We start from the raw sequence: 23,403 nt of genomic DNA, 5'->3' as shown, positions 1-23,403 counted from the left end.
AACGGCATCTACACTCGTTTTTCGAGCCAGCGACCGAGGTCAAAACGATGCCCACACTTCCTCCGACTGATGCCAGTGACGAAGAATTGAGCGCCTTTGCCGAAGAGCGCTGTGAGGAGCTGAAGCCTTATGTGGCAGAGTTCATCCTGGAAAGGTTCACTTACAAGCCCAGGCATGTCCAGCAGCGGGTGTGGCGAACCTTCGCGACCGTGTCGGCCCTGAGCCTGCAGTTCGACATCTACATCCGTATATTTGTGAAACCAAAGAACTACTGGCCAAGGGAGTGCCTCGTCCTGGCTCGGATCGGCTTCACGAAGGAGCGTGTTGGGCATGGTCGAGCGCTGGTGCAGCGCCTGGTGGAGTTGGCTCCCTAATTCGGATATCGCTAACTTGGCCATCGAGTCTGCCAATGCCAACGCATCAGCGTTCGCCGAAAGGCTGGGATTCAGCCCACGCGACAATGGCCGTCACTGGATCGGTGCGGTCGACGACGTGCAGAAAGCCTTGAATAGCTGATAGATGGGACGCGGTCGGCCACCGTCTCAGTGGCCTTTCTCTGCCGGCCCGCCAAAGGCTTGAAGCTGATAAACAGTGACGGCTTGAAAACGATGCTCAGCCATCAACCTCAGACGCTCGAGCTCAATCCCCACGACCCCATCAGCGGCCTGATGGTAGACCTTCAGCGCCTCCACAGCCTCGGTGTACAACAGGTCATCGGGCATGAGCACCTTGCTCAGATCTCTTTTCACGATCTCTCCCTTTCGCCATGGCTAGCCCACTCGCTGTCATGCCAGCATGGCGCAAACCAAGCAACGTGAGGCAAGGAAGGATAGCTGCCCCACATTGCGGTGCCGTATTTCACCTGCGATTTGTGATAACACTCAGCGTGGTTGCGATGAACAAGAACGCGCTACTGGCAATGAAGGTAGCCTGATAACCCATCCCGTCGTACAGCACCCCGCCTGCAGTTGCACCAGCAGTGATCGCCAACTGAATAACCGCGACCATCAAGCCACCACCGGCTTCTGCATTGTGCGGCAGCGCTTTGGCCAACCAAGTGAACCATCCAACAGGCGCACAGGTCGCAACCAGCCCCCACAACCCCAACAATGCGGCGACCGGAACCACCCAGCTAGCAACCGCGATCACGGCAAATGCGGTGGCAGTCATGATCAACGGTATGCCTATCAAAATTCTATTCAGGTTTCGGCTAACGAAGGAGCCGACCAACATAGTGCCCACCAATCCTGCCACACCGATGATCAAGAGCAGGAGCGAGAGCGTGGGCACATCGACATGCGTGACCGTTTCCAGGAAGGGTCGCAGATATGTAAATAGTGTGAACTGACCCATGAAGAGAAACGCTACTGCAGCCATGCCGAGAGCGACTTTGCTGTCTCCCAGCAAACGCAAGGAGCCGGTGGCCGATACTTGAGTCCGCTCACTCGGCATGGCCGGGAGTGTGAATGCTTGCCAGATCAACGCCAATGCGGCCAATGGCACGACGCAAAAAAATGCCCCTCTCCAGCCAATCATGCCGCCTAGGTAGCTTCCAACTGGCGCTGCGATTGCCGTGGCCAACGCTGTACCGCCCTGCATAACGGCAATGGCCTTCGGAACGAGCGCTTCAGGTGCGATGCGCATCATTACTGCAGTGGACATCGACCAATAACCACCAATGGCAATCCCAAGCACGGCGCGCCCTACCATCAAGGTGAGATAGTTCGGAGCAAAGGCCACCATCCCACCCGAAACCAGCATGAGCACCGTTGTGGCCAGCAGGACAGGCTTGCGGTCGATCCCCTGAGTCACGGTGACCAGCAATAGGCTGGTGATCACAGCAAAGAATCCCGAGATGGAAATGGCCTGCCCAGCCTGGCCCTCTGTCAGAGACAACTCGGATGCAATCGGCGTGAGCAAGCTCACCGGGAGGAACTCAGACGCCACTAAAGCGAATGCGCAGAGTGACATCGCCAGAACAGCGCTCCAGACCTGACGACTTGAGTGTTGAAGGGATATTGCCGGGCTGCTCATGGTGGTTCTCGTTGTACCAATTTCAAAAGACGCGGGTGCCCAAGCCCAGCGTGCGTCAGCTGAGCCTGATAAACGACATCAGTTACTTGAGGTTTTCGCGGAAGAAAGTCGTCAGCTTGCTGAAGGGGATCAGCTCGACGCGGTCGTACAGATCCACATGGCCAGCACCTGGGACGATCACCAGTTCCTTGGGTTTACCGGCAAGGCGATACGCCTCTTCACTGAACTCACGGGAATGAGCCTCCTCTCCTGCGATAAACAACATCGGACGAGGCGAGATCGTCTCGATGTCATTGAACGGATAGAAGTTCATGAACCTGACATTGCTGGTCAGCGTGGGGTGCGTCGTCAGAAGCGGCGACATTCCTTTGGGGGTGAACTCCCCACGTGGTGTGCGGTAGAAGTCGTAAAACTCCTGCTCAATGGCGTTAGAGCTCTCGGTCAGCTGATGAACCGTGCCACTGGTGTACTGAGTTTCACCACCAGCAAACTCGACATCACGCTGTGCTGCTGCTTCGGCGATAGCCTTCTTGCGCTGCTCGACTGTGACACCATGCTTGAGTCCATTGCGGTTGGCGGCCCCCATGTCGTACATGCTGACCGTGGCAATCGCTTTCATGCGTGGATCAATTTTCGCAGCACTGATGGCGAAGCTGCCGCTTCCACAGATACCCAGCACGCCAATACGGCTCCGATCAACGAACCCTTGGGCACTGAGATAGTCGACCGCCGCACTGAAGTCTTCGGCATAGATGTCCGGCGACACCAGATTGCGTGGACGCCCGTCACTTTCACCCCAGAACGACAGATCGATGGCCAGGGTCACGAAGCCCTGCTCTGCCAGCTTTTGGGCATAAAGGTTCGAGCTTTGCTCCTTTACCGCACCCATCGGGTGTCCAACGATGATTGCGGGATGCTTAGCATTCACGCTCTGTTTTTTCGGCAGATACAGATTCCCGACAGTGGTCATCTGGAACTGGTTCTTGAAGGTGACGCGCTCGAGTGAAACCTGCTCACTCTGATAGAAATTGTTGGCCCCATGGGACATATCGGCGGCTCCCGCAGTGAGTGAACTGGCCATCAAGGCAAACGTAATGAACAAAGACTTCATGCACATCTTCCTGTCTGCTCGAAATGGAAGGGATGTGAGAGGACATCGCTCGCGGACGCTAGGGTCATCCCACCTGCCACCCATGTTCCTCGCGTGAACCAGCACGTCAGTAGAGCAAACCGTTAGTTTTCTTGCCCAATTGTCCAGACGTGACTGACTGGGCATGGACACTGAAAGCGACGCGCGAGTAGTGTTTTCGCTACACGCTGATCGGAACGCTCACCATGCCCGCAACCGCACTGCTGCCTTCACGCACGAACCCAATGGCCACACTGTGCAGGGTCATCGGTGCCCACACGCCCACCGCTGGAGATTTCGCGACGAGCATTGCAGGCCTAAGCGTCTATCGACGCAACGCACCGGCCCCACCGATTACGTGCATTGTCGAACCAAGCATTGTTTTGGTTGTGCAAGGGGCAAAGGAAATGGTTATCGGCGGTGACGTATTCCCATACGACACGACGCGTTTTCTGGTCACCTCGCTAAACATTCCCGCCAACTCGGCGGTGACTGTGGCCAGCGAGGAAGCACCCTGTCTTGGCTTGGTGTTCAAGCTCGATTTGCGCACACTGGCCGAATTGATCGCGCAAGATGGTCGCCTTCCTGTGAGCGGTCAGTCCTTTCATACCAGCGCTGGAGTTGGTGGACTGGGCCAGAAGCTGTTGGAAAGCTTCACCCGCCTGATTGAGCTGTTGGAGGAGCCCGATGCGATCCCGGTGCTCTGGCCCTTGATTCAGAGGGAGATCCATTATCGGTTGCTGCTAAGTGATCAAGCCCCTCTCCTTCGATATATCGCCTCCGTTGGCAGCAAGGGTCATCGAATCGCAAAGGCCATCGACTGGATGAAGCTTAACTACGCCGAGCCTCTGCGGGTGGACGAACTGGCCTCTCAGGTACAGATGGGCCTCTCGACATTCCATCAGCACTTCCGACAGCTCACCGCAATGAGTCCACTGCAATACCAGAAATGGTTGAGGTTGAACGAGGCAAAACGCTTGATGCTCAACGAACACCTCGATGCAGCGACCGCCGCATTCAAGGTCGGCTACGAAAGTCCATCGCAGTTCAGCCGTGAGTACGGGCGCCAGTTCGGCACGCCTCCAAAGCGCGATATTGCGGAGCTGCGTTTAGGTGCGGAGAGGTCAGCTGCCTCCACGCCTAACGTGCCCTGATCCTCAGCCTATAAGACGTCGCCCAACCCAGGATACAAGGAGATGCAATGAGAAGGCACACACCCCTCAGGGCTTTATGCCCGATAACCGAAAAGGCCGCTGTCTATCGATGGCCTGTTCTGCAGCACCTTGGTAGGGTAAGTGGACTACTGACACTTGTTTTAGCTCACACATTTCCGGCCAGTGCATCTGATTTCCAAACGGCGAAATCTGGCGAAGCGAAAGCTCAACAGGAGATACCCCACATGCAGATGTCAGTAGGCGAGCGGCATTACAAAATCAGGTTGGCTGACACTGAGGCAGCTCGTGCCTTCTCCGCGTTGATACCCCTGACGCTTGAAATGGCCGATCTCAACAGTAACGAAAAGTATGTCGATCTCGCGGTATCACTCCCCAAGGATGCGAGCGTTCCAGGAACGATCAAGGCAGGGGACGTCATGCTGTATGGATCAAAAACCCTGGTGGTCTTCTACAAGACATTCAAAACGTCCTACTCTTACACCCGTATCGGAAACATTGAAAACTCCGACGGCCTAATGCAGATGCTTGGCAGTGACGATATCCGAGTCGAATTTTCCCAGCACTGAAAGCCGGCTGGACATCTGACATCACGCAACCTCTTACTCGCTTCGGAGTGCTTCAAGAACAACCCTGAAAGCAGCGGTTTGCTGCCGGCGCGTGGGGTAGTAAAGGTGATAACCAGGGAAGAGCTCCGACCACTCAGCCAATACCTCTTCGAGGGCACCGCTGCCGATATGCTCCTGAGCGTGTACATCGGTCACCTGGGCCAAACCCACCCCTGCCAGACAGGCATCCAGTATTTGCAACGAACTGTTCATGATCAGGGGCCCTTGCACCCGGACGCGAAACTCGCTGCCATCGTGGGTGAACTCCCAAGGATACAGGCCGCCGTGCGTAGGCAACCGCAGGTTGATGCACCTGTGGGCCATCAACTCCTCGGGGCGGCGGGGTACTCCATACTGCTTCAAGTAGGCGGGTGAGGCTACGGTAACCATCCGCATGGGAGGCCCAATGGGCACAGCCACCATATCTGCATCGATGATGCCGCCCAGGCGTACACCCGCATCGAATCGCTCGGCAACGATGTCAGTCAGGCCGTAATCGGTCATCAATTCAATCGTGACATCCGGGTAGGACTCGATCACCGGCTGTAGTTTCGGCCATAGAACATGGCGGGCGGCGAACTCATCGGCTGTGATCCGCACCGTCCCTGAGGGGTGTTGCCCGAACTCGGTGAGGCCATTCAGGTGACCATCGATCTGATCCAATAGCGGCGCGATATCTTGAAGCAGTTTCTCCCCTGCCTCCGTTCGCGTGACACTCCTAGTGGTGCGGGTGAGAAGGCGAACACCGAGACGCTCCTCAAGACCCCTTACTGTCTGGCTCACGGCTGAAGGTGACACACCCAATCGTGCCGCTGCCCGGGTGAAATTATTTTCCCTGGCTACGGCCACAAAGACCACTAGATCGCTCAGATTGTCTGATTTCATTGTTAAGCTCAGCTTCAAACCGATTTCTTGATTTTGCCAATATTCGAATTAAAGCGCGGTCGCTACAGTTGTCTCAACTACATTTTTGGGAGGCTAAACAATATGGCAGACAACCACCTTTCCAGCGTGTCCATGCAAGTCCACCGTGCAGGCTCGGACAATGCGATCCAAGGGCCTGCTGAATGGTTCACGGGGCGAGTACGCATCGACCGCGTCTTCACAGCGCCTGCGCCCGCTCGAGTTGGCGTTGCAGTAGTTAACTTCGAGCCGGGTGCTCGTACCCACTGGCACACTCATCCTTTGGGCCAAGCCTTGCTGGTTACCGAGGGCGTGGGTTGGACGCAATGTGAAGATGGCCCGAAGACCGAGATTCGCGTAGGCGATCTGATCTGGTGCAACTGCGGACGCCGACACTGGCATGGCGCGACCGATACTACGGCTATGCAGCATGTCGCGATCAATGAATATATGGATGGCAAGGCCGTAGATTGGCTGGAGCCAGTGACTGACGTTGTCTTCCTGAGTGGCTCGGTGGAAAAAGGCTGAGCTGAGGTCTCGTGCTACCCAAGATCTCTGACCATGAGGGTATCCAACATGAATGCTCACCCCATTACAGCTGCGATATGCATCTCTGCTTTGCAACTCGCATCGAGCGAAGCAGCTGAAACCCCCTCACCCCGCCAACAGGAAATAACCAGAGCGGGTAAACAGGCCTCTATGGTTGGCCCCTCTCAATTCTTCACCGGTGCCGTGAGAATTGATCCGGTGTGGCCTGCGAACTCGGGTATTAGCGCCTCGGGTAGCTTCGTGACATTCGAGCCGGGGGCACGTTCCGCATGGCATACCCATCCTGCCGGCCAGCGGCTGGTGGTCACTTCGGGGGTTGGCCTGACTCAACAATGGGGCGGCCTTATCCAGGAACTTCGTCCTGGGGATGTCGTGTGGTGCCCGCCAGGCATTAAGCATTGGCATGGAGCTGCCCCCACAACGAGCATGACGCACCTGGCTGTTACAGCGACAGCTGAAGGTAATAATGTCCATTGGATGGAGAAAGTGACCGATGAACAATACAGCGGGCCGCGTGCTCAGTAAGTGTATCAATGCCGGAATAGCAACCACATTCATGATCGGACTAGGCGCTACAGAGATGGCCTCGTCTGATCCAATCGGAACGCGCAATGTCATGAGCCACCCCATTTCATCCCAATCAAATTCCAAGTTGCTGAGCGAGGAACAACAAGCGGTTGTCGTCGCAGCCGCGCTTGCTGCCATTGGTGACCTGCCCCGCTTGAACACTGTTCTGGATCAGGCATTGGATTTGAAACTGACCGTCAGCGAACTGCGTGAGGTACTTGTACAACTCTACGCCTATGCCGGCTTCCCCCGATCTCTGAACGCGCTGACGGAGCTGATGCAGGTGCTGGAATCACGCAAACAGCGCGGCATCGTTGACGATCCAGGTCTCGAACCTAGCCGTCCAATACCTCAAGGTGACGCCCTGCTGGCCGCAGGTACCGCTAACCAGACGAAGTTGTCGGGTTCACCGGTTGAGGGGCCCTTGTTCGATTTTGCCCCGATAGCTAACCAATACCTCCGCACTCACCTATTTGGTGACATATTCGAACGAGACACCTTGGATTGGAAGACGCGTGAGCTGGCCACAGTGGGAATGCTTTCCACGCTTGCGGGAGTCGAGCCACAGCTTCAGGCGCACATGCGAATCAGCACAAATACAGGAGTCACGATTTCGCAGCTACGCCATCTCTGTCAAACCTTGAGTGACCGTGTGGACACTCAGTCCGGTGATCGAGCCGCAAATGCTCTAGAAAAACACCTGGCAAGCACTGCCAAGGGATAATTAGCCGTTGACAGATGATCAACTGTGGCATGCTCTGGTTAATTGAAAGTGCCCTCCAGTTCCACGACGATCTGGAGCAGTGGCTCTGGGCCAAAGTGATCGACGGCAATCTCCCAAAGCTGGCGCTCCTGTTAGAGGGATAGGCGCACTCACGCTCGGCCAATCTTGATGGACTACCTACCCAGTCGCTGACCCAGGTTCTCTCCCCGATGGGGTCGGGATGGCAACACGTCTTCTCAGTCGAAGATATCCAGATACGCCGAGTATTTAAGCAACCCAGAAACGGCGCTTCAGCAATCAGGTAGGCCTCATATCGGAGCCGGCTCACGAGGTTTGGCCTTTACTGTGCTGCCGAAGTTCGCCAGGCGCGCCTTCCTCAAACAAGATAGTTTGCAGGTTGTGAAGTGTGGGAACCCTGTGGTGGACACGCTCTGGCTCATCTACTGATCAGAGTGGCCTCTGTCGTCCAGAACCAGGCGAGTCATTGATCAGATGCAACAAAACCTGAATGTAACCAATTGCCGCATTTGAGTTTCAAGATTCGGTTAAAAGCTCAGGCCCTTTGCAGCATCGACCAGTCCATTTAACCAATCCTGATGGCCGTTGATCATAGGGTTCGGCTGGGCCTTTGCAAGCTCCTGTGCAGGCTTTCCGTTCTGGGTCTCTTGGGTGAGTATCCGAACTCGGCCACCCTCTAAGTTTTCAATAAGCCACGCGTGGTGGACATCCAGCCTATCTTCGCCCTCCCCTGCCCAACCATGCCAAGCAATACGACCAGGATGATCCTCGGATGGGGCGTCGAACTCGTTGCACTGCGCCTCGACAGGAAAACCGAAGGTCTCAAAGTAGAACCGGACACCATTCATGAGCTCCGGGCCGGCATGATCGTAGATGCGGATGTTGGCAGAATTCGAGTAATAGGTCGGCCAGCACGAAGGACATGCCAACAGCGGCCAGATGTCCTCCGCTCTCAACCCAGCAACGATGACTTCATTCGAAGCGAAATTATCAGTGAAACCAGGTAGATAGCCTTCCGGCCAAATGATCTCATGCATGGTTAGGTTCCCTCTTGGAATGTGGATGGAGGGATGATCGATGCCGAGTTAAAATAACGCCAATCGTCATTTATTATCCCGGGCATCATGAAATCTGATATCAGAAATTTTGACCTCAATTTGCTCAAGGCGCTGGACGCGCTTTTGGACGAACGTAGTGTCACCAAGGCAGCTGATCGCTTGTCATTAACTCAACCTGCGGTAAGCGGCATGCTCAATCGCCTCAGGGATAGTTTTGACGACCCTCTATTCATCAGGGCACAACGCGGCATAGTGCCAACGCTGCGGGCTCAGCAGTTGGCCGCCCCGATCAAGCAGCTAATCAGTGACATGGAAGCTCTGCTGCAACAAGAGGCCTTCAATCCCACGACCAGCGGAATGTTCGTGACAGTCGCTGCGACTGACTACGCTCTTCGGGCGGTCGTAGTGCCCTTCCTGAGCGCACTCCGAGAGCAGGCTCCAAACATCCGGGTTGCAGTTCGTGCGGTAGACCTAGCCAGCTTGCCAACTCAATTGGAGCAGGGCGAGATCGACATAGCCCTAGTCACACCAGAGATGATCCCGCCAGGAGCGTTATCACAGCGCCTTTTCGATGAACGCTACGTTTGCCTGATGAGTGCAACCCATCCTGATGCCCAATCGGCCACGCTGTCACTTGATCGCTTCTGTGAGCTAGACCATGTGCTAGTTTCGCCAGCGGGAGGTTCTTTCAGCGGAGTAACTGATGAAGCGCTGTCAAAAATTAATCGCCGACGCAGAGTCTGCATCTCAGTCTCCAGCTTCCTCATACTCCCTGAGTTGCTCAGCACCTGTAATCTGATCGCTGTAGTACCAGAGCGGCTGACTCCAGCGGATGAAACACTTGTCGTGAGAGAGCCGCCAGTCGATATTCCTGGGTTTACCAAAGCTATGATTTGGCATGGGAGAACGGAGCGAGATGAAGGACAACGATGGATACGGTCATTCATGATTGAAGCATGCAGTAGCGAAGCCCTATGACTATGCTAGATATCCAGTATTTGACACACCAGCTAGGGGTGGCGTACAGCTCGCACGATGAAGTCTACAAATGCGCGCACCCGAGCTGACAGGTGCCGGTTCTGGGGATAAAGGATGGAGAACCGGCGAGTACGTCCGCCAGCACTGTGCAAAACCTCAACAAGTTCGCCCCGGTTGACGGCTGCTTGGGCGATGAAATGATAAATCTGAAATAGTCCCCCGCCTGCAATCGCCCAGTTGACACAGCCAAGCACGTCGTCATGAACCCGCTTCTGGCTTCGGAAGGTAAAGTCGATATCTTTGCCGGCCACGTCCCTGAAAATCCAGGGCATAGCCCGTCCAGTGCTTGGAAGCACGAACTGTAGACAGTCATGGTCATTCAGATCGGCTAGCGTCGACGGTGTTCCGCGCGCTTTTAAGTAGGAGGGGGCGGCAAAAACCCCCAGAGTGGCATCTTCAAGGATGTGCGCAATTAGCCTGGAGTCTTGCGGAATGCCCAACCTGATGGCCAGATCAAATCCCTCATCGACAAAGTCCACCACGCGATTCGAGATACTCAACTCGATCTCGACCTGGGGATACATGGCTTGAAATTCAGGCAGCAGAGGAAGCAGCCGGTAATGCGCATAGGGGGTTCCGACGCTAAGGCGTAGCACTCCACTGGGGACTTTTTGGTTTCCAGTAATTATTCGTTCCGCTTCCGCTATCTGCTCCAGCGCTTGCTGACACTGCTGCCGGTAAAGCTCGCCCTCAGTGGTCAGACGGATGTGTCGGGTTGTACGCGCAAAAAGCCGGACACCTAATCTCGCCTCCAGTCGGCTGATTGAGCGGCTGACCGATGCTGGCGTCAGCCCCAACACTTCGGCGGCGGCGGTGAAACTGCCGAGTTCCGCTGCTTTGCAGAACAGCTCGATGCTGCCCAGTTGGACGGGGTCAAAGGCCCTCATTTGTTCACCAGTGTAATTAATGAATTGCTTTCTAGCCAGTTTATCTGCATCAGCTCTATCAATACAGTTGGCTCACATAAGCGATCATTTTGGCCTTCAGCAAAAACTATCTTTTACCCACAGGAACGGACAGATCGTCATGAAATCACTGTGCAAATCACTATTACTCGGACTGGCATTTGCTATTTCTGCTACTTCTCATGCTGCGCCCAAAGGCGAGGTACTGGTGCTGCTCTCCAGTGAAACCGAATTGCCCCTTCAGGACGGCAAGACTTTGCCGACGGGTTACTACCTCAATGAATTCGGCGTTCCCGCTGATGCTCTGTTACGTGCCGGTTACCAGTTAACGGTAGCCACTCCGAAAGGAAACCAGCCCAAGGCAGATCCGCGTTCTATTGATCCGGTTTACTTCGCCGGCAAGGCTGGCGAAATGCGCCGTATACAGGGTGTCGTTGAGAGTCTAACCGCGCCCGATCACGTCAGGTCTCTGGCTGAAGTAATGAAATCTGGCCTAGGCCGCTATGACGGCGTTTTCATCCCGGGCGGGCACGCGCCGCTTATTGATCTCTCGAACAATCCAAAGGTCGGACAGCTGCTGCAGCATTTTCATGCGCAAGGCAAGCCGACTGCCGCAATCTGCCATGGCCCGATCGCGCTTCTGGCTGCTCAGGATGATCCAGGCAGCTATGAGCAGGCTCTGGTCAATAGCCGGCTGGATCAGGCCCGGAACTGGGCCTACAGCGGCTACCGCATGACGATCTTTTCAGATGCCGAAGAGAAGGTTTTTGAAGACTCGCTGAAAGGCGAAAAACTGCGCTACTACCCGGCAAAAGCGATGGCGCAGGCAGGTGGCCAGATGCAGTTTGCTGATGCATGGCAGCCCAAGGTTGTAGTGGATCGTGAGTTGATCACTGGCCAGAACCCCTTCTCCGACCATGCTCTAGCAACCGAGTTTATCAAATCACTGAACCAACATTGACCCCTAATTAATAGCCGAACAAAGGAAAACTTCATGGCTCCTAAAATTCTGATGATCGTGACTTCCAGCAGCCGTATGGGTAACACTGACAAGCCCACTGGCCTTTGGGCTGAAGAACTCGCCGTGCCCTACTACGCGCTAGTCGATGCAGGTGCGTCGGTAGTAATTGCCTCAACTGCCGGTGGTAAAGCGCCGATCGATGCCGGCAGTGTTAAAGCTAAAGGGGCGAACGATCCCGATGTTGAACGTATGTTGGCTGATGACTCGTTGCTGGCTCAGATCGAAAGGACATTCCCTGTCAGCGAGCTAAGAAGCGAAGATTTCGACGCCGTTTTCTTCCCGGGTGGCCACGGCACGATGTGGGATCTGCCTACCGATCAAAGTGTGAAGGTCGCGGTGGAGTCAGCTTTTGACAATGGCCGGCTCATTGCATCGGTATGCCACGGCGCTGCCGGTCTGGTTTCTGCGGTTCGAAGCGATGGGCTGCCGATGGTACATGGCAAGCGCGTCAATTCATTCACCGATGCCGAAGAGGTTGAGGTTGGCCTGGCAGGCGTGGTGCCCTTTATGCTGGAGACTCGATTGCGGGAACTGGGCGGTGTTTTTGAAGGCGGCGATAACTGGCAACCCTTCGCCATTCGTGATGGCCAGTTGATTACCGGCCAAAACCCGCAGTCCTCAGCGAAGGTTGCCGAGATTCTGATAGAGGCGCTTGGTATCAAGGCCTGATAGTCAGACGTATAGCTCATTAAAGCGCTGCTACTCACTGAGGTGGGCAGCCTATGCCTATCGGCTTAACGGTGATGTCAAGTTTGACTCAGACACACATGTCGACATAACCGCTTTGAAGGATACCGTAATGACCGTTCATGTTTTTGCCACTTTACAACCTAAGCCAGAGTACCGAATTAATGTAGAGAAAGCTCTGCAAGCACTGGTGAGAGCCACACGAACCGAGTCGGGAAATATTAGTTACGACCTCTTCGTTTCCGATACAGATAGCGGTTTCTATCTGATTGAAAGCTACAGGGACGAAGCTGCTTTTAAGGCTCACAAGCTGACGGAGCACTATCTTGGCTACCGTGAAAAAACTACCGACTGGCTCCTTGAGCCAACCATGGTGAAAGTTCTCTATCCGTTAAACGCGAATCATAATAAGTAAGAGCGGAAGCCGGTACATGCACAAAACCATTGTTCTGACTGCTTACCCCAGGGTTAGTCTGTCAATATTGTCCTGAAGGATAAATCTTCTTCACTACCTTGTCGGCTCTTGATGTGATCAAAGCCTAATTTATTAATCGCATGGTAGTACCTATCAGTCAAGGATTTTTATGTATAAGCCATCCAGAATGTATGTAGCACTGTCTCTTGTTGCGCTGATCTCTCATCCGGCATTCAGTGCTGAGGCCGGGGAGCCTTCGTCATTACCTGCAGCCCGATCTATAGGCGTGATCGAGCCAGTGGCGACTTTCTACGGCGCAATGCCGACCGGGGTCACTGTCAGCGAAACTGGTCGGGTTTTCGTTAATTTTCCGCGCTGGGGCGACGAAGTTCCGTACACAGTCGCTGAGTGGCGAAACGGCAAGTCGGTACCTTATCCTAATGCTCAGATTAATCGCCAAGACAATACCCACCCTTCCGAGCGATTCCTGAGTGTTCAAAGTGTCGTTGCCGATGGGCGCGGGCGTCTTTGGGTACTTGATACAGCTGCTCCTGAGTTCTCTCGTCCAGTTAGCGGTGGTGCCAAGCTAGTTGCTATTGATCTGGCTACCGACAAGGTGGTGAAAACTGTAATCTTCCCGTCGAATGTCATCGACGCTAGCACATATGTCAACGATGTACGACTCGATTTCCGCGTTGGGCGAGAAGGTGTTGCATATGTCACGGACTCATCACCGAGCGGCAAAGGCGGAATTATCGTTGTCGACCTTGCCACCGGGAAGGCGCTAAAACGATTGGTCGGCCATATTTCGACCTCGGCAGATGCAGAATTCGTGGCAATTGTTGAGGGTAAACAAATGCTTTTCCGAAATCCTGACGGTACTACTAAGCCTTTCACTATCGCGTCTGACGGTATCGCTCTTTCGCCAGATGGCACTACGCTCTATTACTCCCCGCTTACAAGCCGTCGTCTGTATAGCGTGCCTACAGCGCTCCTACGTGACCCTGCTGTTTCCGAGGAGAGACTAGCTGCTGCTGTAATCGACTTGGGTGACAAGGGTGCCTCGGATGGCTTGGAAGCTGACGCTGCCGGAAACATTTACGCAAGCGACTATGAGCATAATGCTATCCATCGTCTCGATTCCCATGGCCGCTGGAGCACCGTTGTACAAGATCCACGCGTGCTTTGGCCTGATACTTTGTCAATAGGCCCTGACGGCTACCTGTACTTCACTGCAAACCAGTTACATAGACAAGCTGGTTTCAATGAGGGTGTCGACGTACGCCAAAAACCTTATGTTATTTATCGTACTCCTGCAAAGAATGGCCCGGCTCCCACTCGCTAATCTTCCAACTTTCGAGATTCGTTGACGGTGAGGCCATGTACGGCACTCACCACTTCGGACGATCCGTAAGGGCCTCTAAGAGCAACGGGGGACAGCGCGCGGAGTGGCACTGGATTTGATAGCACAAGCTTCGGTAAAGCTCCTGCAGCACGGCATCATGTGCAGGCTTTACCAGGTAGTAGTTATCCGAAGATACTGCCGGGCGAGGTTGTTGACTCTCGTGCCCCCAAAATTCATTTTACCTCGGCCTCGATCGGATGGATCGTGGCCCATTCTTTGAAGTGCTCGATGAACGCTCGCACAGGTGGGGCCATATTCTCCCTAGAGGGGTACACAGCATAGACGCCTACATTCGGTTCCACATTCCAATCGGGCAACGCCTCGACCAACCTACCTGATACAAGATCGGGTTTGACATGCCAGTCTGCCAAGAGCGCGATGCCATGGCCATCCAACGCCATCTGCCTGACGACCTCCGCCTGGCTCGATTCGAATCGGCGTTTAATCTTGATCGATTGCTGACTACCACCTTTGGACAGTGACCAATTAACCTCTTTCCCCACAATGAGACCCTCCAAATTCGTAAGATCTCTGGGCAACCGTGGTACCCCGACCTTGTCCCAATACACGGGAGCAGCGCAGATGACTCGCCGCGAATCGCTTATACGCTGTGCAATCATGGAAGAATCCGCCAACACTCCATGACGGATGGCCAAATCAAAGCCCTTGGCAACAACATCGACGACCTGGTCGGTAGGGTGAAGATCTACTACAACCTTCGGATAGGCAGCTAGAAAGCTGCTCAGCACGCGAGCAAGGTAGCCCTGTGCGAATGTGGCAGAAGCTGTGATACGTAAAGATCCTGAGACGTCCTGTGCTTCAGAAAAAGTCCGCTCCGCCTCCATGACGCCATCCAGTATCTTCCTGGCAAACCGTTGGAGCTTTTCGGCATCAGCGGTTGGACTTAATTTCCGAGTCGTTCTGTTAAAAAGCCTTCGCCCTAGTCGATCCTCAAGGGCAAGCAATTTCTTGCTCCCGCCCGCCGCTGTGAGACCCAGTCGCTGCGCCGCCGCACGGATGGTTCCCTCCTCATAAACGGCAAGAAACAAGCGAAGCTCATCAAGGGAGTCGAGCATAAAAATTAACAACTTTTAAGACCGAATGAAGCAACAAGAATAGCATATTCGCGAATTTGCATTGCTGATAGATTTTGGGTTTTCAAGCGGAGCGATAATCGATGCAAGCAATTGTGATAAACCAGCACGGCCAGTCGGATGTATTTGAAGAAATCGAAACAGCTCCCCCTTCAGCACGCCCAGGCCACGTCGTCATTGATGTTATGGCCACCAGTGTCAACCCGGTTGATACCAAGATTCGCAGCGGGAGCGAAGGCACCGCAGGTCTCACCTTTCCAGCCATCCTGCACATGGACGTCGCCGGCATCATCAGCTCCGTGGGTGAAGGGGTTAGCCAATTCAAGGTAGGTGATGAGGTTTATGGATGCGTCGGAGGAATCGTGGGTATTCCTGGCGCCTTGGCGGAGAAAGTTGAAGCGGACGCAAGATTGATCGCTCTCAAGCCCGCCTCATTGCATTTTGCTGATGCGGCGAGTCTTCCGCTCGTGGCAATCACTGCCTGGGAAGCTTTGATTGATCGAGCCTACATCCAGCCGGATGATGCAGTCTTGGTTCATGGCGGAACGGGTGGCGTCGGCCACATCGGCATTCAGTTGGCAAAACTCATGGGAGCCCGTGTGGCCACTACGGTCTCGACTGTACAGAAAGCAGAGATTGCCCGCTCCCTGGGTGCCGACGATGTCGCTTTCTACCGGGAAGAATCGCCAGAAGAATACACCAGCCGTATTACCAACGGCTCTGGCTTTGACACCGTGTTCGATACGCTCGGCGGCGCCGTGCTCACAAACTCGCTGAAGGCTGCCAAGCTCAAGGGCCACGTAATATCCATCATCGGCTATGACACCTACGACCTCACAGATATGCATTTCAAGGCACTACGGCTGGACTTGGTCTTCATGGCGGTTTCAATCATCCATGATCTTGACCGTAGTCATCACGGCAAGATTCTTACAAAGCTGAGCAGTTTGGTGGATCGCGGCTTAGTCAAGCCCCTTGTAGACGAACGACATCCGTTCACAGCGGAAGGTGTAAAAGCAGCTCATGCACGCCTGGAGTCCGGAAAGGCTATAGGTAAAGTCGTCATCACTCGGTAAACCGGCTTCCCGCTTTGGAGAAAGATCATATGCCCAACAATTCACCCATTGTGATTATCGCTAGATTGAAAGCGGAAGAAGGTCTGGAGGAAGGCCTACTCACCGAGCTCCGCAGCTTGGTCGAGGCCTCTCAAAAAGAAGAGGGATGTATCCAGTACACCCTACATCGATCAGAGGATGTTCCTACCGATTTCATGATTTATGAGATCTGGAAAAGTCAGAAATCTTTGGATGAGCACAAGCTACAGCCGCACTACCTAAATTTCTCCTTAAAAGCTGCAAGTATGCTAGCCGAGCAACCGACCATCGATAAATTCGAGAAAGTCATTTAGCAGAAAAATCTAGAGCATCCTCCCTTGCGGATGATCATCACCAAATCCTCCGCAAGGGATTACCAGCAAAAATCAAGCGATGCAAAACAGGACACCCCAAGCCACGGCAACAGAACGGGATCAGTACCCTGCGTTCTAAAACCCTAAGTGCTTTGTTCCCGCTGCACGCCATGAGCGACCAGGCAGCGGATTAAAGCTTGACGGGCTCTCTAGTCTTCCAAAGCGATAGCAATACACCTCCAATGAGAAGTCCGATTGTAACGCTCAAAGAAATTTCAGCAGGCACTTTACCAACAATATCATGAAGGAAGATCTTCGCACCTATGAAAACAAGCACCAGAGCCAATGCATACTTAAGATAAGCAAAGCGACTTATCATTGCAGCCAGCGCAAAATACAGCGCCCGCAAACCGAGTATGGCAAAAATGTTTGAGGTGTAGACAATAAAGGGATCCTGCGTGATAGCAAAGATTGCAGGAACGCTATCAACAGCGAACACCAAGTCAGCACACTCTATAAGAATCAAAGCAAGAAACAGCGGCGTTACCCATAATACCTTTTTACCTGACGCATCGGGCAGGCGCACCAAGAAACTCTGCCCATGTAATTCTTTGCTTATGGGCAAATGACTGCGCAGATACTTAACGAAGCGGTTATTCTCGAGGTCAGGCGCATGATCGACACGGGCGAATAGCATCTTTACTCCAGTGAAAACCAAGAACGCACCGAAGAAATAAAGTATCCAACTGAACTGTGTAATGAGCGCGGCTCCCAGGCCTATCATAATGGCCCTCAAGACTATGACTCCCATAATCCCCCAGAACAGCACTCTATGCTGAAACTCTCTAGGGATGGCCAGGAAGCTAAATATTAATGCGATAACGAATACGTTATCCATCGACAGGGACTTCTCAATCAGGAAACCAGTCACATAGTCCATACTGGCGTCGCTGCCTTTCTGGAAGTAAACCCAAACAGCGAACAGTAGGCCCATGCTGATGTAGCCAGCTGATAGCAGTAGGCTCTCCTTGACGCCAATCTCTCGATTCCCTCGATGGAGAACCCCTAAGTCAAGCGCCAAAAGCGTTAACACGACAGCGAAAAAGGAAAGCCAAAGCCACAGATCGGTGCCAAGGACATCTTGAGAGAGATACGCATTTAGGGCAGACATGAGCCCCTCCTATATAGTCGTAGTTTAACAACTATGACTCCGACATGGCGGCTACTAACCGTCAGAGGGGCCCGGCGTCACACATTAAGATTTTATCCAATCAAACAAGCTTGCAAGAGGAAAAATTTTACTAATTATTTCTCCAGCATACTCGGCATTGGATCATCCCGAGCTGCCGAATTACACATCAAAGGACACTCATTGATGGGCTGCAAACCCGCCAAGAGCTAGACCGATTAGTTAGCAAGCGCCTCTGGCAAGCGAAAGCCCTAAAAGCCGTCACGCACAGGGCTGACCTAGTCTAGGTGGTACCGCCTCAAGGGTTGCCCAGCAGCTGCCATCGGGATAATGAGCTCAATCAAAAAAAGACAGTACAAGCGCACCAATTAGCAAACACACACTTGCGACTATGGTTAAACGTACTCGCATAGGCCAGTACCACCCAGGCAAAATATTGCCCAATTTGCGATCTTGCCACAGATGTCCAATGAAGCCGCAGGCTAATACCAAGCTGCCCCATGACACAGGTAACAACATGCTAACCCAACCGATGAGGGCTGGAATAACACTCCACACTAGCCTCTCCTGTCGTCCATTTGCAGACAACTCCTGTAACGTCATAGCGAACCCCCAATGCAAGGCCCCGACAAAACTCAGTATCACAGCCCCATAGCCCACCAAAGCAACAGATAGTGAATCTCGGTAATCAGTCGCTAAACAAATCAGCAGTGCCGCGCCAACGAACGGCAGCAAGCCACTATAGCCAAGGACTTTAAAACGACTTGGAGATAACGTATTGAAAACTGCACTCATGGGCACGTCCTTCCTATGCGGCTAGAGGTCATATTTCAAGTATTTCGCCCAATGAGGTTGAGGAATTCGTGCCGGGTAGTCGGGGAGTCTCGGAACTCACCTAGCATTACCGATGAAATCATTACTGAGTTCTGCTTTTCTACACCTCGCATCATCATGCACATGTGCTTGGCCTCGATAACGACGCCAACACCTGCCGCATCAGTCACTTCCTGCATGGCACATGCAATCTGTCTAGTCAAATTCTCTTGAATCTGCAAACGGCGGGCAAACATATCAACTAGACGCGCCACTTTGGAAAGCCCTAATACTCGTCCTGTTGGCAGATAGGCGACATGCGCCTTCCCAATAAAAGGCAACATGTGATGCTCGCACAATGAGTACAACTCAATATCGCGAACGACCACCATCTCATCATTCTGACTTTCGAACAAAGCGCCATTGACTATCTCAGCTAGGCTCTGGGTATAGCCATTGCATAGATATTGCATCGCTTTGGCAGCACGCTGGGGTGTGTCCAAGAGCCCTTCTCGCTGAGGGTTTTCACCAACGCCAACAAGGATTTCACGATAATGCTCGGCTAGCGAATGTGACATTTGGATTCCTCACCTTTGCAACGTTGCCTACCCTCGGGATGGGGTAACCAGGCCAAATTTGGTCTCAAACGACAGAAAAACCTGTACAAAACTGAAAGCAAAGGACGTAGCGGACGCCAAGCCAGTGGAGCGGCCCACATCCCAACACCGGCAGTACGCCAGCTCCAAAGGGTAGCGTCCAAGCCTGTTACCCAATGATCGTTCGCGAACCTTGCGTGCAAGCACGATCTCATTTGCTCAATCGACAGGCCAAGAGGTATGGGATCGAAGTCATCGCCATCGATATCGATCAGGATGAGCTTTGCTGCAGTTGAACGCCTGCGCAGGAAGGCCACCTCCCTGGCGCACAATGGGCAGGCACCGTCAAAGTAAAGGGTCAAAGGCCACTGGCAATACATGTACAACACCCCAATTTTGTACAGGTTTTGTATAAGTTAGCGGAACCCGCGAAATTAGCAATGGCCGTGATGAGGGATCACCTCGTAAAGCGCCCACTCACTGAAGGCTGGTGGGTTCAGTAGCTTCGGGCGGATGACGGGCTGCGGCTAGAGACGTCAAGCCATAGCCGGGATCGAAAGGTAGCTGCTCGGCTGACGGCGCGAGGAGCCTCGCTTTTGTGGCGTCGATTAGCACAGTGAATTTCTCAAATGGCTGCACGCCCCGACGGTGATTGAGTTGGGCGGCTCGCAGTAACTCTGGAGTAGCACATTTGGCGTGTGACGCTTATCGCCGAGCACCTATGAAAAGGTTTTACAGGTTGCGCTGATTCCGGCTTAATGCCGGCGCTCGCCAAGCGGAAAGGATCATGGTCTCGCGCTTCCGTAACCACCTGCTGTTGCTCGCCTGCTTTGCAGTGTTGTTCAACCTGCTGATGATGCCGCTCGACCGTAGTTTGCGTAACGCTCCAGTTGATGAGTCTCTGATCCTAGGCAGCTTCTGCAGCATTCATGGCCTGGAAAGCTTGCCTAAATCCTTGCTGGCACAGATTAAGGTTGACCAGACAGATCTGGCTGATAATGCTCTGGGCAGGGTACAAAGTGGTGACTGCTGTTGCTGCCATGCCGGCCAGGCCGGTGTATCCGGCGACTATTTCAAGCATCTGTTTCCACGCTTCTGGCCTGATACTTTACTTCTAGGCGATACCCCGCTCCTTGCGCTACCTCGCCATCAGCGGCCTAGTCTAAATCCTCGCGCCTCCCCCCTGGTTTAAGCAGTCACTCAATCCAGAACGTGCTCGCGTTTGAGCGAGTCCGGTCGTATTCGACTTTTACCAGGAACATACGTCATGCCTGCGTATTGCAATTCCGCACGCGCTATATTGCCCGTGCTCGCCATCACCAGCGCCTTTAGCGTCAGTCCACTTTCGACTGCAACTGCCGATACCCTGCCGCCCGAAAGCTCTACCCTGACTCTGGGTGCCGTGAACATTTCAGGATCTAGCACTGGCCCCCTGGCCACCAGCAGCGTACTCAGTTCAGTCGACATTCTCGGTGGCGACATCCTTGAAAAGATGCCCGTCACCTACAGCTGGGAGCTGTTCAACCGGGCACCTGGCGTGATGCTCACCGAGTTCAACCAAGGCACCACCTCCGGAAAAATCTCGTTTCGGGGATTCAATGGAGAGGGTGAGGTTAACGCAGTGAAGCTGCTGATTGACGGCATCCCGAGCAACACCAACGACGGCAACATGCCCTTCATCGATTCGGTGTTCCCCATGGACATCGACAGCATCGAAGTGGTGCGCGGCACCAGCGACCCGCGCTACGGCCTGAACAACATCGCCGGCAACGTCAACATCAATACTCGTACAGGCGGTAACTACAACAAGGCACGCCTGCGCTATGGCAGCTTCAATACCCGAGAAGTCCAAATGGCCAAGGGCATCGAGACCAGCAACTGGACGCAGAACTACTTCTTCGCTCGACAGCAGGTAGATGGCTATCGAGACCATGCTGACACCGAACGCTACAGCTTCGGTGGGAAGTGGTTTTACACCCCTGATGACAACGGCTATCGCTTGGGATTGATCGCTAGACACTACGAGGCCGAAGCAGATGAAGCTGGATACCTGACAGAAGACAATGCCCGGCATCACCCTCGCATGAGCAACCCGTATAACGCCACGGATAAGGGTACGCGGCGTATGAATCAGGTCAGCCTGCACTTCGACACTGATCTGGCTGACACGCTGTCCTGGTCAGCCAAGACCTATGTGAACACCTTCGATGACCGCCGCTGGACGCAATACTGGAGCACCAGCTCCCAGCAAGAGCGTGACGCCTACGAGACCCAGTACGGCGCTATCACCTCCTTGACTTGGCGACCCGAGGTTGACTGGTTGCACGCTTTCGCCCTAGAGGGTGGTAGCGATGTGCAGAAACAGGAAAATCGCAGCGAACGCTACAACACCATCAACCGGGGGCGGCAGAACCAGACTCGCGACCAGGATTTCGACTTCAATACCGTTGGGGCCTATATGCAGGCCGAAATCGAGCCCTTTGAGTCGCTGAAAATTGTCCCGGCCTACCGCGTCGACAAGATCAGCGGCGATTTCACCAACAAGCTCACCGGCCAAGATTACGACATCAACGACTATGGCCTGATCAAACAGCCGAAGCTCAGTGTCGTCTACTCACCCTGGAGGTTTGCGAGTTTTTATGCGAACTGGGGCCGAACATTCCAAGTAGGCACAGGTGCAGCTGCCTACAAGGTACCGCCGCGTAACGAAGACCTTGATCCATCAATCAACGAAGGCTGGGAGACCGGCATCAAGTTTACGCCAGTCAGCTGGGTGGACGGTCGCGTTGCCTACTGGCAACAAGATGCATCGGGTGAGGTCAGCCGACGTCTGAACGACCCCAGTGGCGACTCCGATAATGTGGGGGAAACACGACGGTGGGGCTATGACCTGCAGGTCAACCTCCACCCGGACGAACGCACTGAAATGTGGATGTCCTACTCCTGGCAGTATTCCAAAATCCTTGAGCCCAGCAGTGCGTTACCACAGAGCAAAGGCAGGGAGATCGACCATGTGCCGCATCATCTGTGGAACACAGGTATCAGCTACCAGGCTACCCCGATGCTTCAACTATCTGCGTGGGCAAACGGACAAACCAATTACTACCTAGAGCGAGAGAACACTAGAGGCACTTATGGTGGTTACGTACTCATGAACATCGGGGCCACCTATAAGTTGAGTGAGTCGATGAGCGTGGATCTTCAGTTGAAAAATCTAACCAATCGCTACTACGAGTACGCTTGGTATGACCCCGATGGCGCTAAAAACTCGCTACACTCGCCAGGCGATGGCCGGGCCCTGTATGCAGGGGTGACGCTCGATTTTTAACAATCAAAAACCTTCGGCCTGTACGAGTGGAGACTCTGTTTGATCGGTCAGCCCTGCGGGGAAACGCTCCGCTGGCCTCCTGTCGAATCCACTCAAAGGAGGCAGCACGGCAACGACGTGAAGTGCTAAAAACTTTACAGGCACTGGCCATGACAGATGGACATTCGCAGTCCGTCCATCTGTGATGGCGCACCTCAATTCAGTACCGTAAGAGGTACAGGTCTATTTCACCTCGTTAGCAAAACGCCCAACAGCTTCCACTACTTGCTTTGCTCCATTTTGAATCTCGAGGATAACCGTGCCCGCCTCGTTGGCGAGTACCAAGCCCTCCTCGGCTTTCGCACGACTGCTGAACATCTGGGCGACGGCCTTATCAGCGAGCTCCTGGTTTTGCTGAACAACGTTCACAATCTCTTCGGTCGCCGAGCTGGTGTGGCCTGCGAGCTTTCGGACTTCATCGGCAACCACAGCGAAGCCCCGTCCCTGCTCTCCGGCACGTGCCGCTTCAATCGCCGCATTCAAGGCAAGAAGGTTAGTCTGCGACGCAATTCCGCCAATGGTTTGAACGATTGAGCTGATCAACGCAGATTGCTTACCGAGCGCCTCGATGCTGTCGGTTGCGAGCGTCATTTGCTCAGCGATACTTCTCATCGTGCCTACCGTTCGCGTTACCACGACAGCGCCGTGCTCGGCACTTGAATCCGTTCGTTGCGAGACATCAAAAGCAACGCCGGCAGCATCT

The 23,403-nt window shown here is 53.9% G+C and carries 27 protein-coding genes and 1 pseudogene; 16 read left to right on the top strand and 12 right to left on the bottom strand.

Annotated features, from left to right (window positions below; genetic code table 11):
* The first annotated feature begins 47 nt into the window (after positions 1–47).
* A complete protein-coding gene (locus tag ACTORR_RS24825; protein ID WP_441344006.1) occupies positions 48–374 on the top strand; it encodes a hypothetical protein in 327 nt (108 codons plus the stop codon).
* Positions 375–542: 168 nt separating this feature from the next.
* Here the strand turns inward: ACTORR_RS24825 and ACTORR_RS24820 are convergent, their stop codons facing one another.
* The 3 genes from ACTORR_RS24820 to ACTORR_RS24810 form a co-directional block, all read right to left on the bottom strand.
* Complete coding sequence (locus tag ACTORR_RS24820) at positions 543–749, bottom strand: hypothetical protein (RefSeq protein ID WP_441344005.1); 207 nt, start codon at positions 747–749, stop codon at positions 543–545.
* A gap of 109 nt (positions 750–858) precedes the next feature.
* Positions 859–2,034 (bottom strand): MFS transporter, encoded by a 1,176-nt coding sequence (locus ACTORR_RS24815; protein WP_441344004.1) that lies wholly within the window; start codon positions 2,032–2,034, stop codon positions 859–861.
* An 82-nt stretch (positions 2,035–2,116) separates the two neighbouring features.
* Positions 2,117–3,145: an alpha/beta hydrolase gene (locus ACTORR_RS24810; protein ID WP_441344003.1), complete on the bottom strand. Its 1,029-nt coding sequence runs from the start codon at positions 3,143–3,145 to the stop codon at positions 2,117–2,119.
* A gap of 224 nt (positions 3,146–3,369) precedes the next feature.
* Here ACTORR_RS24810 and ACTORR_RS24805 point away from each other — a divergent pair, with 224 nt between their 5' ends.
* Positions 3,370–4,317 (top strand): AraC family transcriptional regulator, encoded by a 948-nt coding sequence (locus ACTORR_RS24805; protein ID WP_025752873.1) that lies wholly within the window; start codon positions 3,370–3,372, stop codon positions 4,315–4,317.
* 245 nt (positions 4,318–4,562) lie between these two features.
* A complete protein-coding gene (locus tag ACTORR_RS24800; protein WP_183673948.1) occupies positions 4,563–4,904 on the top strand; it encodes a cyclophilin-like fold protein in 342 nt (113 codons plus the stop codon).
* Positions 4,905–4,937: 33 nt separating this feature from the next.
* On the opposite strand, the gene ACTORR_RS24795 is transcribed toward ACTORR_RS24800, so the two are convergent.
* Positions 4,938–5,828 carry a LysR family transcriptional regulator gene (locus ACTORR_RS24795; RefSeq protein ID WP_441344002.1) on the bottom strand — a complete coding sequence of 297 codons (891 nt, stop codon included), beginning with the start codon at positions 5,826–5,828 and terminating at the stop codon, positions 4,938–4,940.
* 102 nt (positions 5,829–5,930) lie between these two features.
* On the opposite strand from ACTORR_RS24795, the gene ACTORR_RS24790 reads away from it, so the two are divergent.
* The 3 genes from ACTORR_RS24790 to ACTORR_RS24780 are packed head-to-tail and all read left to right on the top strand — an operon-like array spanning position 5,931 to position 7,686.
* Positions 5,931–6,374: a (R)-mandelonitrile lyase gene (locus tag ACTORR_RS24790; RefSeq protein ID WP_441344001.1), complete on the top strand. Its 444-nt coding sequence runs from the start codon at positions 5,931–5,933 to the stop codon at positions 6,372–6,374.
* Positions 6,375–6,407: 33 nt separating this feature from the next.
* Entirely contained in the window at positions 6,408–6,920 is a 513-nt protein-coding gene (locus tag ACTORR_RS24785; protein WP_337994351.1) for a (R)-mandelonitrile lyase, read from the top strand.
* Complete coding sequence (locus ACTORR_RS24780; RefSeq protein WP_392510485.1) at positions 6,889–7,686, top strand: carboxymuconolactone decarboxylase family protein; 798 nt, start codon at positions 6,889–6,891, stop codon at positions 7,684–7,686. Before ACTORR_RS24785 ends, ACTORR_RS24780 begins: the two co-directional genes overlap by 32 nt.
* Before the next feature lie 545 nt (positions 7,687–8,231).
* On the opposite strand, the gene ACTORR_RS24775 is transcribed toward ACTORR_RS24780, so the two are convergent.
* Positions 8,232–8,741: an SRPBCC domain-containing protein gene (locus tag ACTORR_RS24775; RefSeq protein WP_441344000.1), complete on the bottom strand. Its 510-nt coding sequence runs from the start codon at positions 8,739–8,741 to the stop codon at positions 8,232–8,234.
* Positions 8,742–8,828: 87 nt separating this feature from the next.
* On the opposite strand from ACTORR_RS24775, the gene ACTORR_RS24770 reads away from it, so the two are divergent.
* Positions 8,829–9,740: a LysR family transcriptional regulator gene (locus ACTORR_RS24770; RefSeq protein WP_441343999.1), complete on the top strand. Its 912-nt coding sequence runs from the start codon at positions 8,829–8,831 to the stop codon at positions 9,738–9,740.
* A 32-nt stretch (positions 9,741–9,772) separates the two neighbouring features.
* On the opposite strand, the gene ACTORR_RS24765 is transcribed toward ACTORR_RS24770, so the two are convergent.
* Positions 9,773–10,687 (bottom strand): LysR substrate-binding domain-containing protein, encoded by a 915-nt coding sequence (locus ACTORR_RS24765; protein WP_441343998.1) that lies wholly within the window; start codon positions 10,685–10,687, stop codon positions 9,773–9,775.
* Between the two features lie 139 nt (positions 10,688–10,826).
* On the opposite strand from ACTORR_RS24765, the gene ACTORR_RS24760 reads away from it, so the two are divergent.
* The 4 genes from ACTORR_RS24760 to ACTORR_RS24745 all read left to right on the top strand — a co-directional run bounded on the left by ACTORR_RS24760 (position 10,827) and on the right by ACTORR_RS24745 (position 14,173).
* Complete coding sequence (locus ACTORR_RS24760; RefSeq protein ID WP_306381856.1) at positions 10,827–11,666, top strand: type 1 glutamine amidotransferase domain-containing protein; 840 nt, start codon at positions 10,827–10,829, stop codon at positions 11,664–11,666.
* 33 nt (positions 11,667–11,699) lie between these two features.
* Positions 11,700–12,395: a type 1 glutamine amidotransferase domain-containing protein gene (locus ACTORR_RS24755; RefSeq protein WP_441343997.1), complete on the top strand. Its 696-nt coding sequence runs from the start codon at positions 11,700–11,702 to the stop codon at positions 12,393–12,395.
* 130 nt (positions 12,396–12,525) lie between these two features.
* Positions 12,526–12,828, top strand: coding sequence for a putative quinol monooxygenase (locus tag ACTORR_RS24750; RefSeq protein WP_441343996.1), 303 nt, complete (start codon positions 12,526–12,528; stop codon positions 12,826–12,828).
* A 169-nt stretch (positions 12,829–12,997) separates the two neighbouring features.
* Positions 12,998–14,173 (top strand): L-dopachrome tautomerase-related protein, encoded by a 1,176-nt coding sequence (locus ACTORR_RS24745; protein WP_441343995.1) that lies wholly within the window; start codon positions 12,998–13,000, stop codon positions 14,171–14,173.
* A 233-nt stretch (positions 14,174–14,406) separates the two neighbouring features.
* Here the strand turns inward: ACTORR_RS24745 and ACTORR_RS24740 are convergent, their stop codons facing one another.
* Positions 14,407–15,309: a LysR family transcriptional regulator gene (locus ACTORR_RS24740; RefSeq protein WP_441343994.1), complete on the bottom strand. Its 903-nt coding sequence runs from the start codon at positions 15,307–15,309 to the stop codon at positions 14,407–14,409.
* Positions 15,310–15,410: 101 nt separating this feature from the next.
* On the opposite strand from ACTORR_RS24740, the gene ACTORR_RS24735 reads away from it, so the two are divergent.
* Together ACTORR_RS24735 and ACTORR_RS24730 are read left to right on the top strand one after the other, a co-directional pair.
* The gene (locus tag ACTORR_RS24735) at positions 15,411–16,403 is read left to right on the top strand and encodes a zinc-binding dehydrogenase (protein ID WP_441343993.1); all 993 of its coding nucleotides are present in this window, start codon (positions 15,411–15,413) and stop codon (positions 16,401–16,403) included.
* A 29-nt stretch (positions 16,404–16,432) separates the two neighbouring features.
* Entirely contained in the window at positions 16,433–16,735 is a 303-nt protein-coding gene (locus ACTORR_RS24730; protein ID WP_441343992.1) for a putative quinol monooxygenase, read from the top strand.
* Between the two features lie 190 nt (positions 16,736–16,925).
* Here the strand turns inward: ACTORR_RS24730 and ACTORR_RS24725 are convergent, their stop codons facing one another.
* The gene (locus ACTORR_RS24725; RefSeq protein ID WP_441343991.1) at positions 16,926–17,906 is read right to left on the bottom strand and encodes a TerC family protein; all 981 of its coding nucleotides are present in this window, start codon (positions 17,904–17,906) and stop codon (positions 16,926–16,928) included.
* 161 nt (positions 17,907–18,067) lie between these two features.
* On the opposite strand from ACTORR_RS24725, the gene gvpC reads away from it, so the two are divergent.
* The gene (gene gvpC, locus ACTORR_RS24720; protein ID WP_441344133.1) at positions 18,068–18,211 is read left to right on the top strand and encodes a gas vesicle protein GvpC; all 144 of its coding nucleotides are present in this window, start codon (positions 18,068–18,070) and stop codon (positions 18,209–18,211) included.
* 49 nt (positions 18,212–18,260) lie between these two features.
* Here gvpC and ACTORR_RS24715 read toward each other — a convergent pair whose 3' ends face one another.
* Genes ACTORR_RS24715 through ACTORR_RS24705 form a run of 3 tightly spaced genes read right to left on the bottom strand, consistent with a single transcriptional unit; the run spans position 18,261 to position 19,713 of the window.
* Positions 18,261–18,719 carry a DUF3429 domain-containing protein gene (locus ACTORR_RS24715; RefSeq protein WP_441343990.1) on the bottom strand — a complete coding sequence of 153 codons (459 nt, stop codon included), beginning with the start codon at positions 18,717–18,719 and terminating at the stop codon, positions 18,261–18,263.
* A 35-nt stretch (positions 18,720–18,754) separates the two neighbouring features.
* Positions 18,755–19,315, bottom strand: coding sequence for a GTP cyclohydrolase I FolE (gene folE, locus ACTORR_RS24710; protein ID WP_108190538.1), 561 nt, complete (start codon positions 19,313–19,315; stop codon positions 18,755–18,757).
* Positions 19,300–19,713, bottom strand: a complete 414-nt coding sequence (locus ACTORR_RS24705) for a thiol-disulfide oxidoreductase DCC family protein (protein ID WP_441343989.1) — start codon at positions 19,711–19,713, stop codon at positions 19,300–19,302. The genes folE and ACTORR_RS24705 overlap by 16 nt, the downstream gene beginning before the upstream one ends.
* A gap of 407 nt (positions 19,714–20,120) precedes the next feature.
* On the opposite strand from ACTORR_RS24705, the gene ACTORR_RS24700 reads away from it, so the two are divergent.
* The gene (locus tag ACTORR_RS24700; RefSeq protein ID WP_441343988.1) at positions 20,121–20,525 is read left to right on the top strand and encodes a DUF2946 family protein; all 405 of its coding nucleotides are present in this window, start codon (positions 20,121–20,123) and stop codon (positions 20,523–20,525) included.
* Positions 20,526–20,600: 75 nt separating this feature from the next.
* On the top strand, positions 20,601–22,661 hold the full coding sequence (locus tag ACTORR_RS24695; protein ID WP_441343987.1) for a TonB-dependent receptor: 2,061 nt from the start codon (positions 20,601–20,603) through the stop codon (positions 22,659–22,661).
* A gap of 222 nt (positions 22,662–22,883) precedes the next feature.
* Here ACTORR_RS24695 and ACTORR_RS24690 read toward each other — a convergent pair.
* Positions 22,884–23,321 (bottom strand): annotated as a pseudogene (locus ACTORR_RS24690) (methyl-accepting chemotaxis protein); the annotation flags it as partial.
* Positions 23,322–23,403: the final 82 nt, after the last annotated feature.

The sequence above is a fragment of the Pseudomonas sp. SAR267 genome (assembly GCF_052077595.1).
GTDB lineage: Bacteria > Pseudomonadota > Gammaproteobacteria > Pseudomonadales > Pseudomonadaceae > Aquipseudomonas > Aquipseudomonas vlassakiae.
This window is presented reverse-complemented; position numbering and strand designations above follow the sequence as displayed.

Coding starts and splice junctions, on each gene's coding strand:
- ACTORR_RS24825 (WP_441344006.1), top strand. CDS start 48: ATGCCCACACTTCCTCCGACTGATGCCAGTGACGAAGAATTGAGCGCC.
- ACTORR_RS24815 (WP_441344004.1), bottom strand. CDS start 2,034: ATGAGCAGCCCGGCAATATCCCTTCAACACTCAAGTCGTCAGGTCTGG.
- ACTORR_RS24810 (WP_441344003.1), bottom strand. CDS start 3,145: ATGAAGTCTTTGTTCATTACGTTTGCCTTGATGGCCAGTTCACTCACT.
- ACTORR_RS24805 (WP_025752873.1), top strand. CDS start 3,370: ATGCCCGCAACCGCACTGCTGCCTTCACGCACGAACCCAATGGCCACA.
- ACTORR_RS24800 (WP_183673948.1), top strand. CDS start 4,563: ATGCAGATGTCAGTAGGCGAGCGGCATTACAAAATCAGGTTGGCTGAC.
- ACTORR_RS24795 (WP_441344002.1), bottom strand. CDS start 5,828: ATGAAATCAGACAATCTGAGCGATCTAGTGGTCTTTGTGGCCGTAGCC.
- ACTORR_RS24790 (WP_441344001.1), top strand. CDS start 5,931: ATGGCAGACAACCACCTTTCCAGCGTGTCCATGCAAGTCCACCGTGCA.
- ACTORR_RS24785 (WP_337994351.1), top strand. CDS start 6,408: ATGAGGGTATCCAACATGAATGCTCACCCCATTACAGCTGCGATATGC.
- ACTORR_RS24780 (WP_392510485.1), top strand. CDS start 6,889: ATGAACAATACAGCGGGCCGCGTGCTCAGTAAGTGTATCAATGCCGGA.
- ACTORR_RS24775 (WP_441344000.1), bottom strand. CDS start 8,741: ATGCATGAGATCATTTGGCCGGAAGGCTATCTACCTGGTTTCACTGAT.
- ACTORR_RS24770 (WP_441343999.1), top strand. CDS start 8,829: ATGAAATCTGATATCAGAAATTTTGACCTCAATTTGCTCAAGGCGCTG.
- ACTORR_RS24765 (WP_441343998.1), bottom strand. CDS start 10,687: ATGAGGGCCTTTGACCCCGTCCAACTGGGCAGCATCGAGCTGTTCTGC.
- ACTORR_RS24760 (WP_306381856.1), top strand. CDS start 10,827: ATGAAATCACTGTGCAAATCACTATTACTCGGACTGGCATTTGCTATT.
- ACTORR_RS24755 (WP_441343997.1), top strand. CDS start 11,700: ATGGCTCCTAAAATTCTGATGATCGTGACTTCCAGCAGCCGTATGGGT.
- ACTORR_RS24750 (WP_441343996.1), top strand. CDS start 12,526: ATGACCGTTCATGTTTTTGCCACTTTACAACCTAAGCCAGAGTACCGA.
- ACTORR_RS24745 (WP_441343995.1), top strand. CDS start 12,998: ATGTATAAGCCATCCAGAATGTATGTAGCACTGTCTCTTGTTGCGCTG.
- ACTORR_RS24740 (WP_441343994.1), bottom strand. CDS start 15,309: ATGCTCGACTCCCTTGATGAGCTTCGCTTGTTTCTTGCCGTTTATGAG.
- ACTORR_RS24735 (WP_441343993.1), top strand. CDS start 15,411: ATGCAAGCAATTGTGATAAACCAGCACGGCCAGTCGGATGTATTTGAA.
- ACTORR_RS24730 (WP_441343992.1), top strand. CDS start 16,433: ATGCCCAACAATTCACCCATTGTGATTATCGCTAGATTGAAAGCGGAA.
- ACTORR_RS24725 (WP_441343991.1), bottom strand. CDS start 17,906: ATGTCTGCCCTAAATGCGTATCTCTCTCAAGATGTCCTTGGCACCGAT.
- ACTORR_RS24715 (WP_441343990.1), bottom strand. CDS start 18,719: ATGAGTGCAGTTTTCAATACGTTATCTCCAAGTCGTTTTAAAGTCCTT.
- folE (WP_108190538.1), bottom strand. CDS start 19,315: ATGTCACATTCGCTAGCCGAGCATTATCGTGAAATCCTTGTTGGCGTT.
- ACTORR_RS24705 (WP_441343989.1), bottom strand. CDS start 19,713: ATGTATTGCCAGTGGCCTTTGACCCTTTACTTTGACGGTGCCTGCCCA.
- ACTORR_RS24700 (WP_441343988.1), top strand. CDS start 20,121: ATGGTCTCGCGCTTCCGTAACCACCTGCTGTTGCTCGCCTGCTTTGCA.
- ACTORR_RS24695 (WP_441343987.1), top strand. CDS start 20,601: ATGCCTGCGTATTGCAATTCCGCACGCGCTATATTGCCCGTGCTCGCC.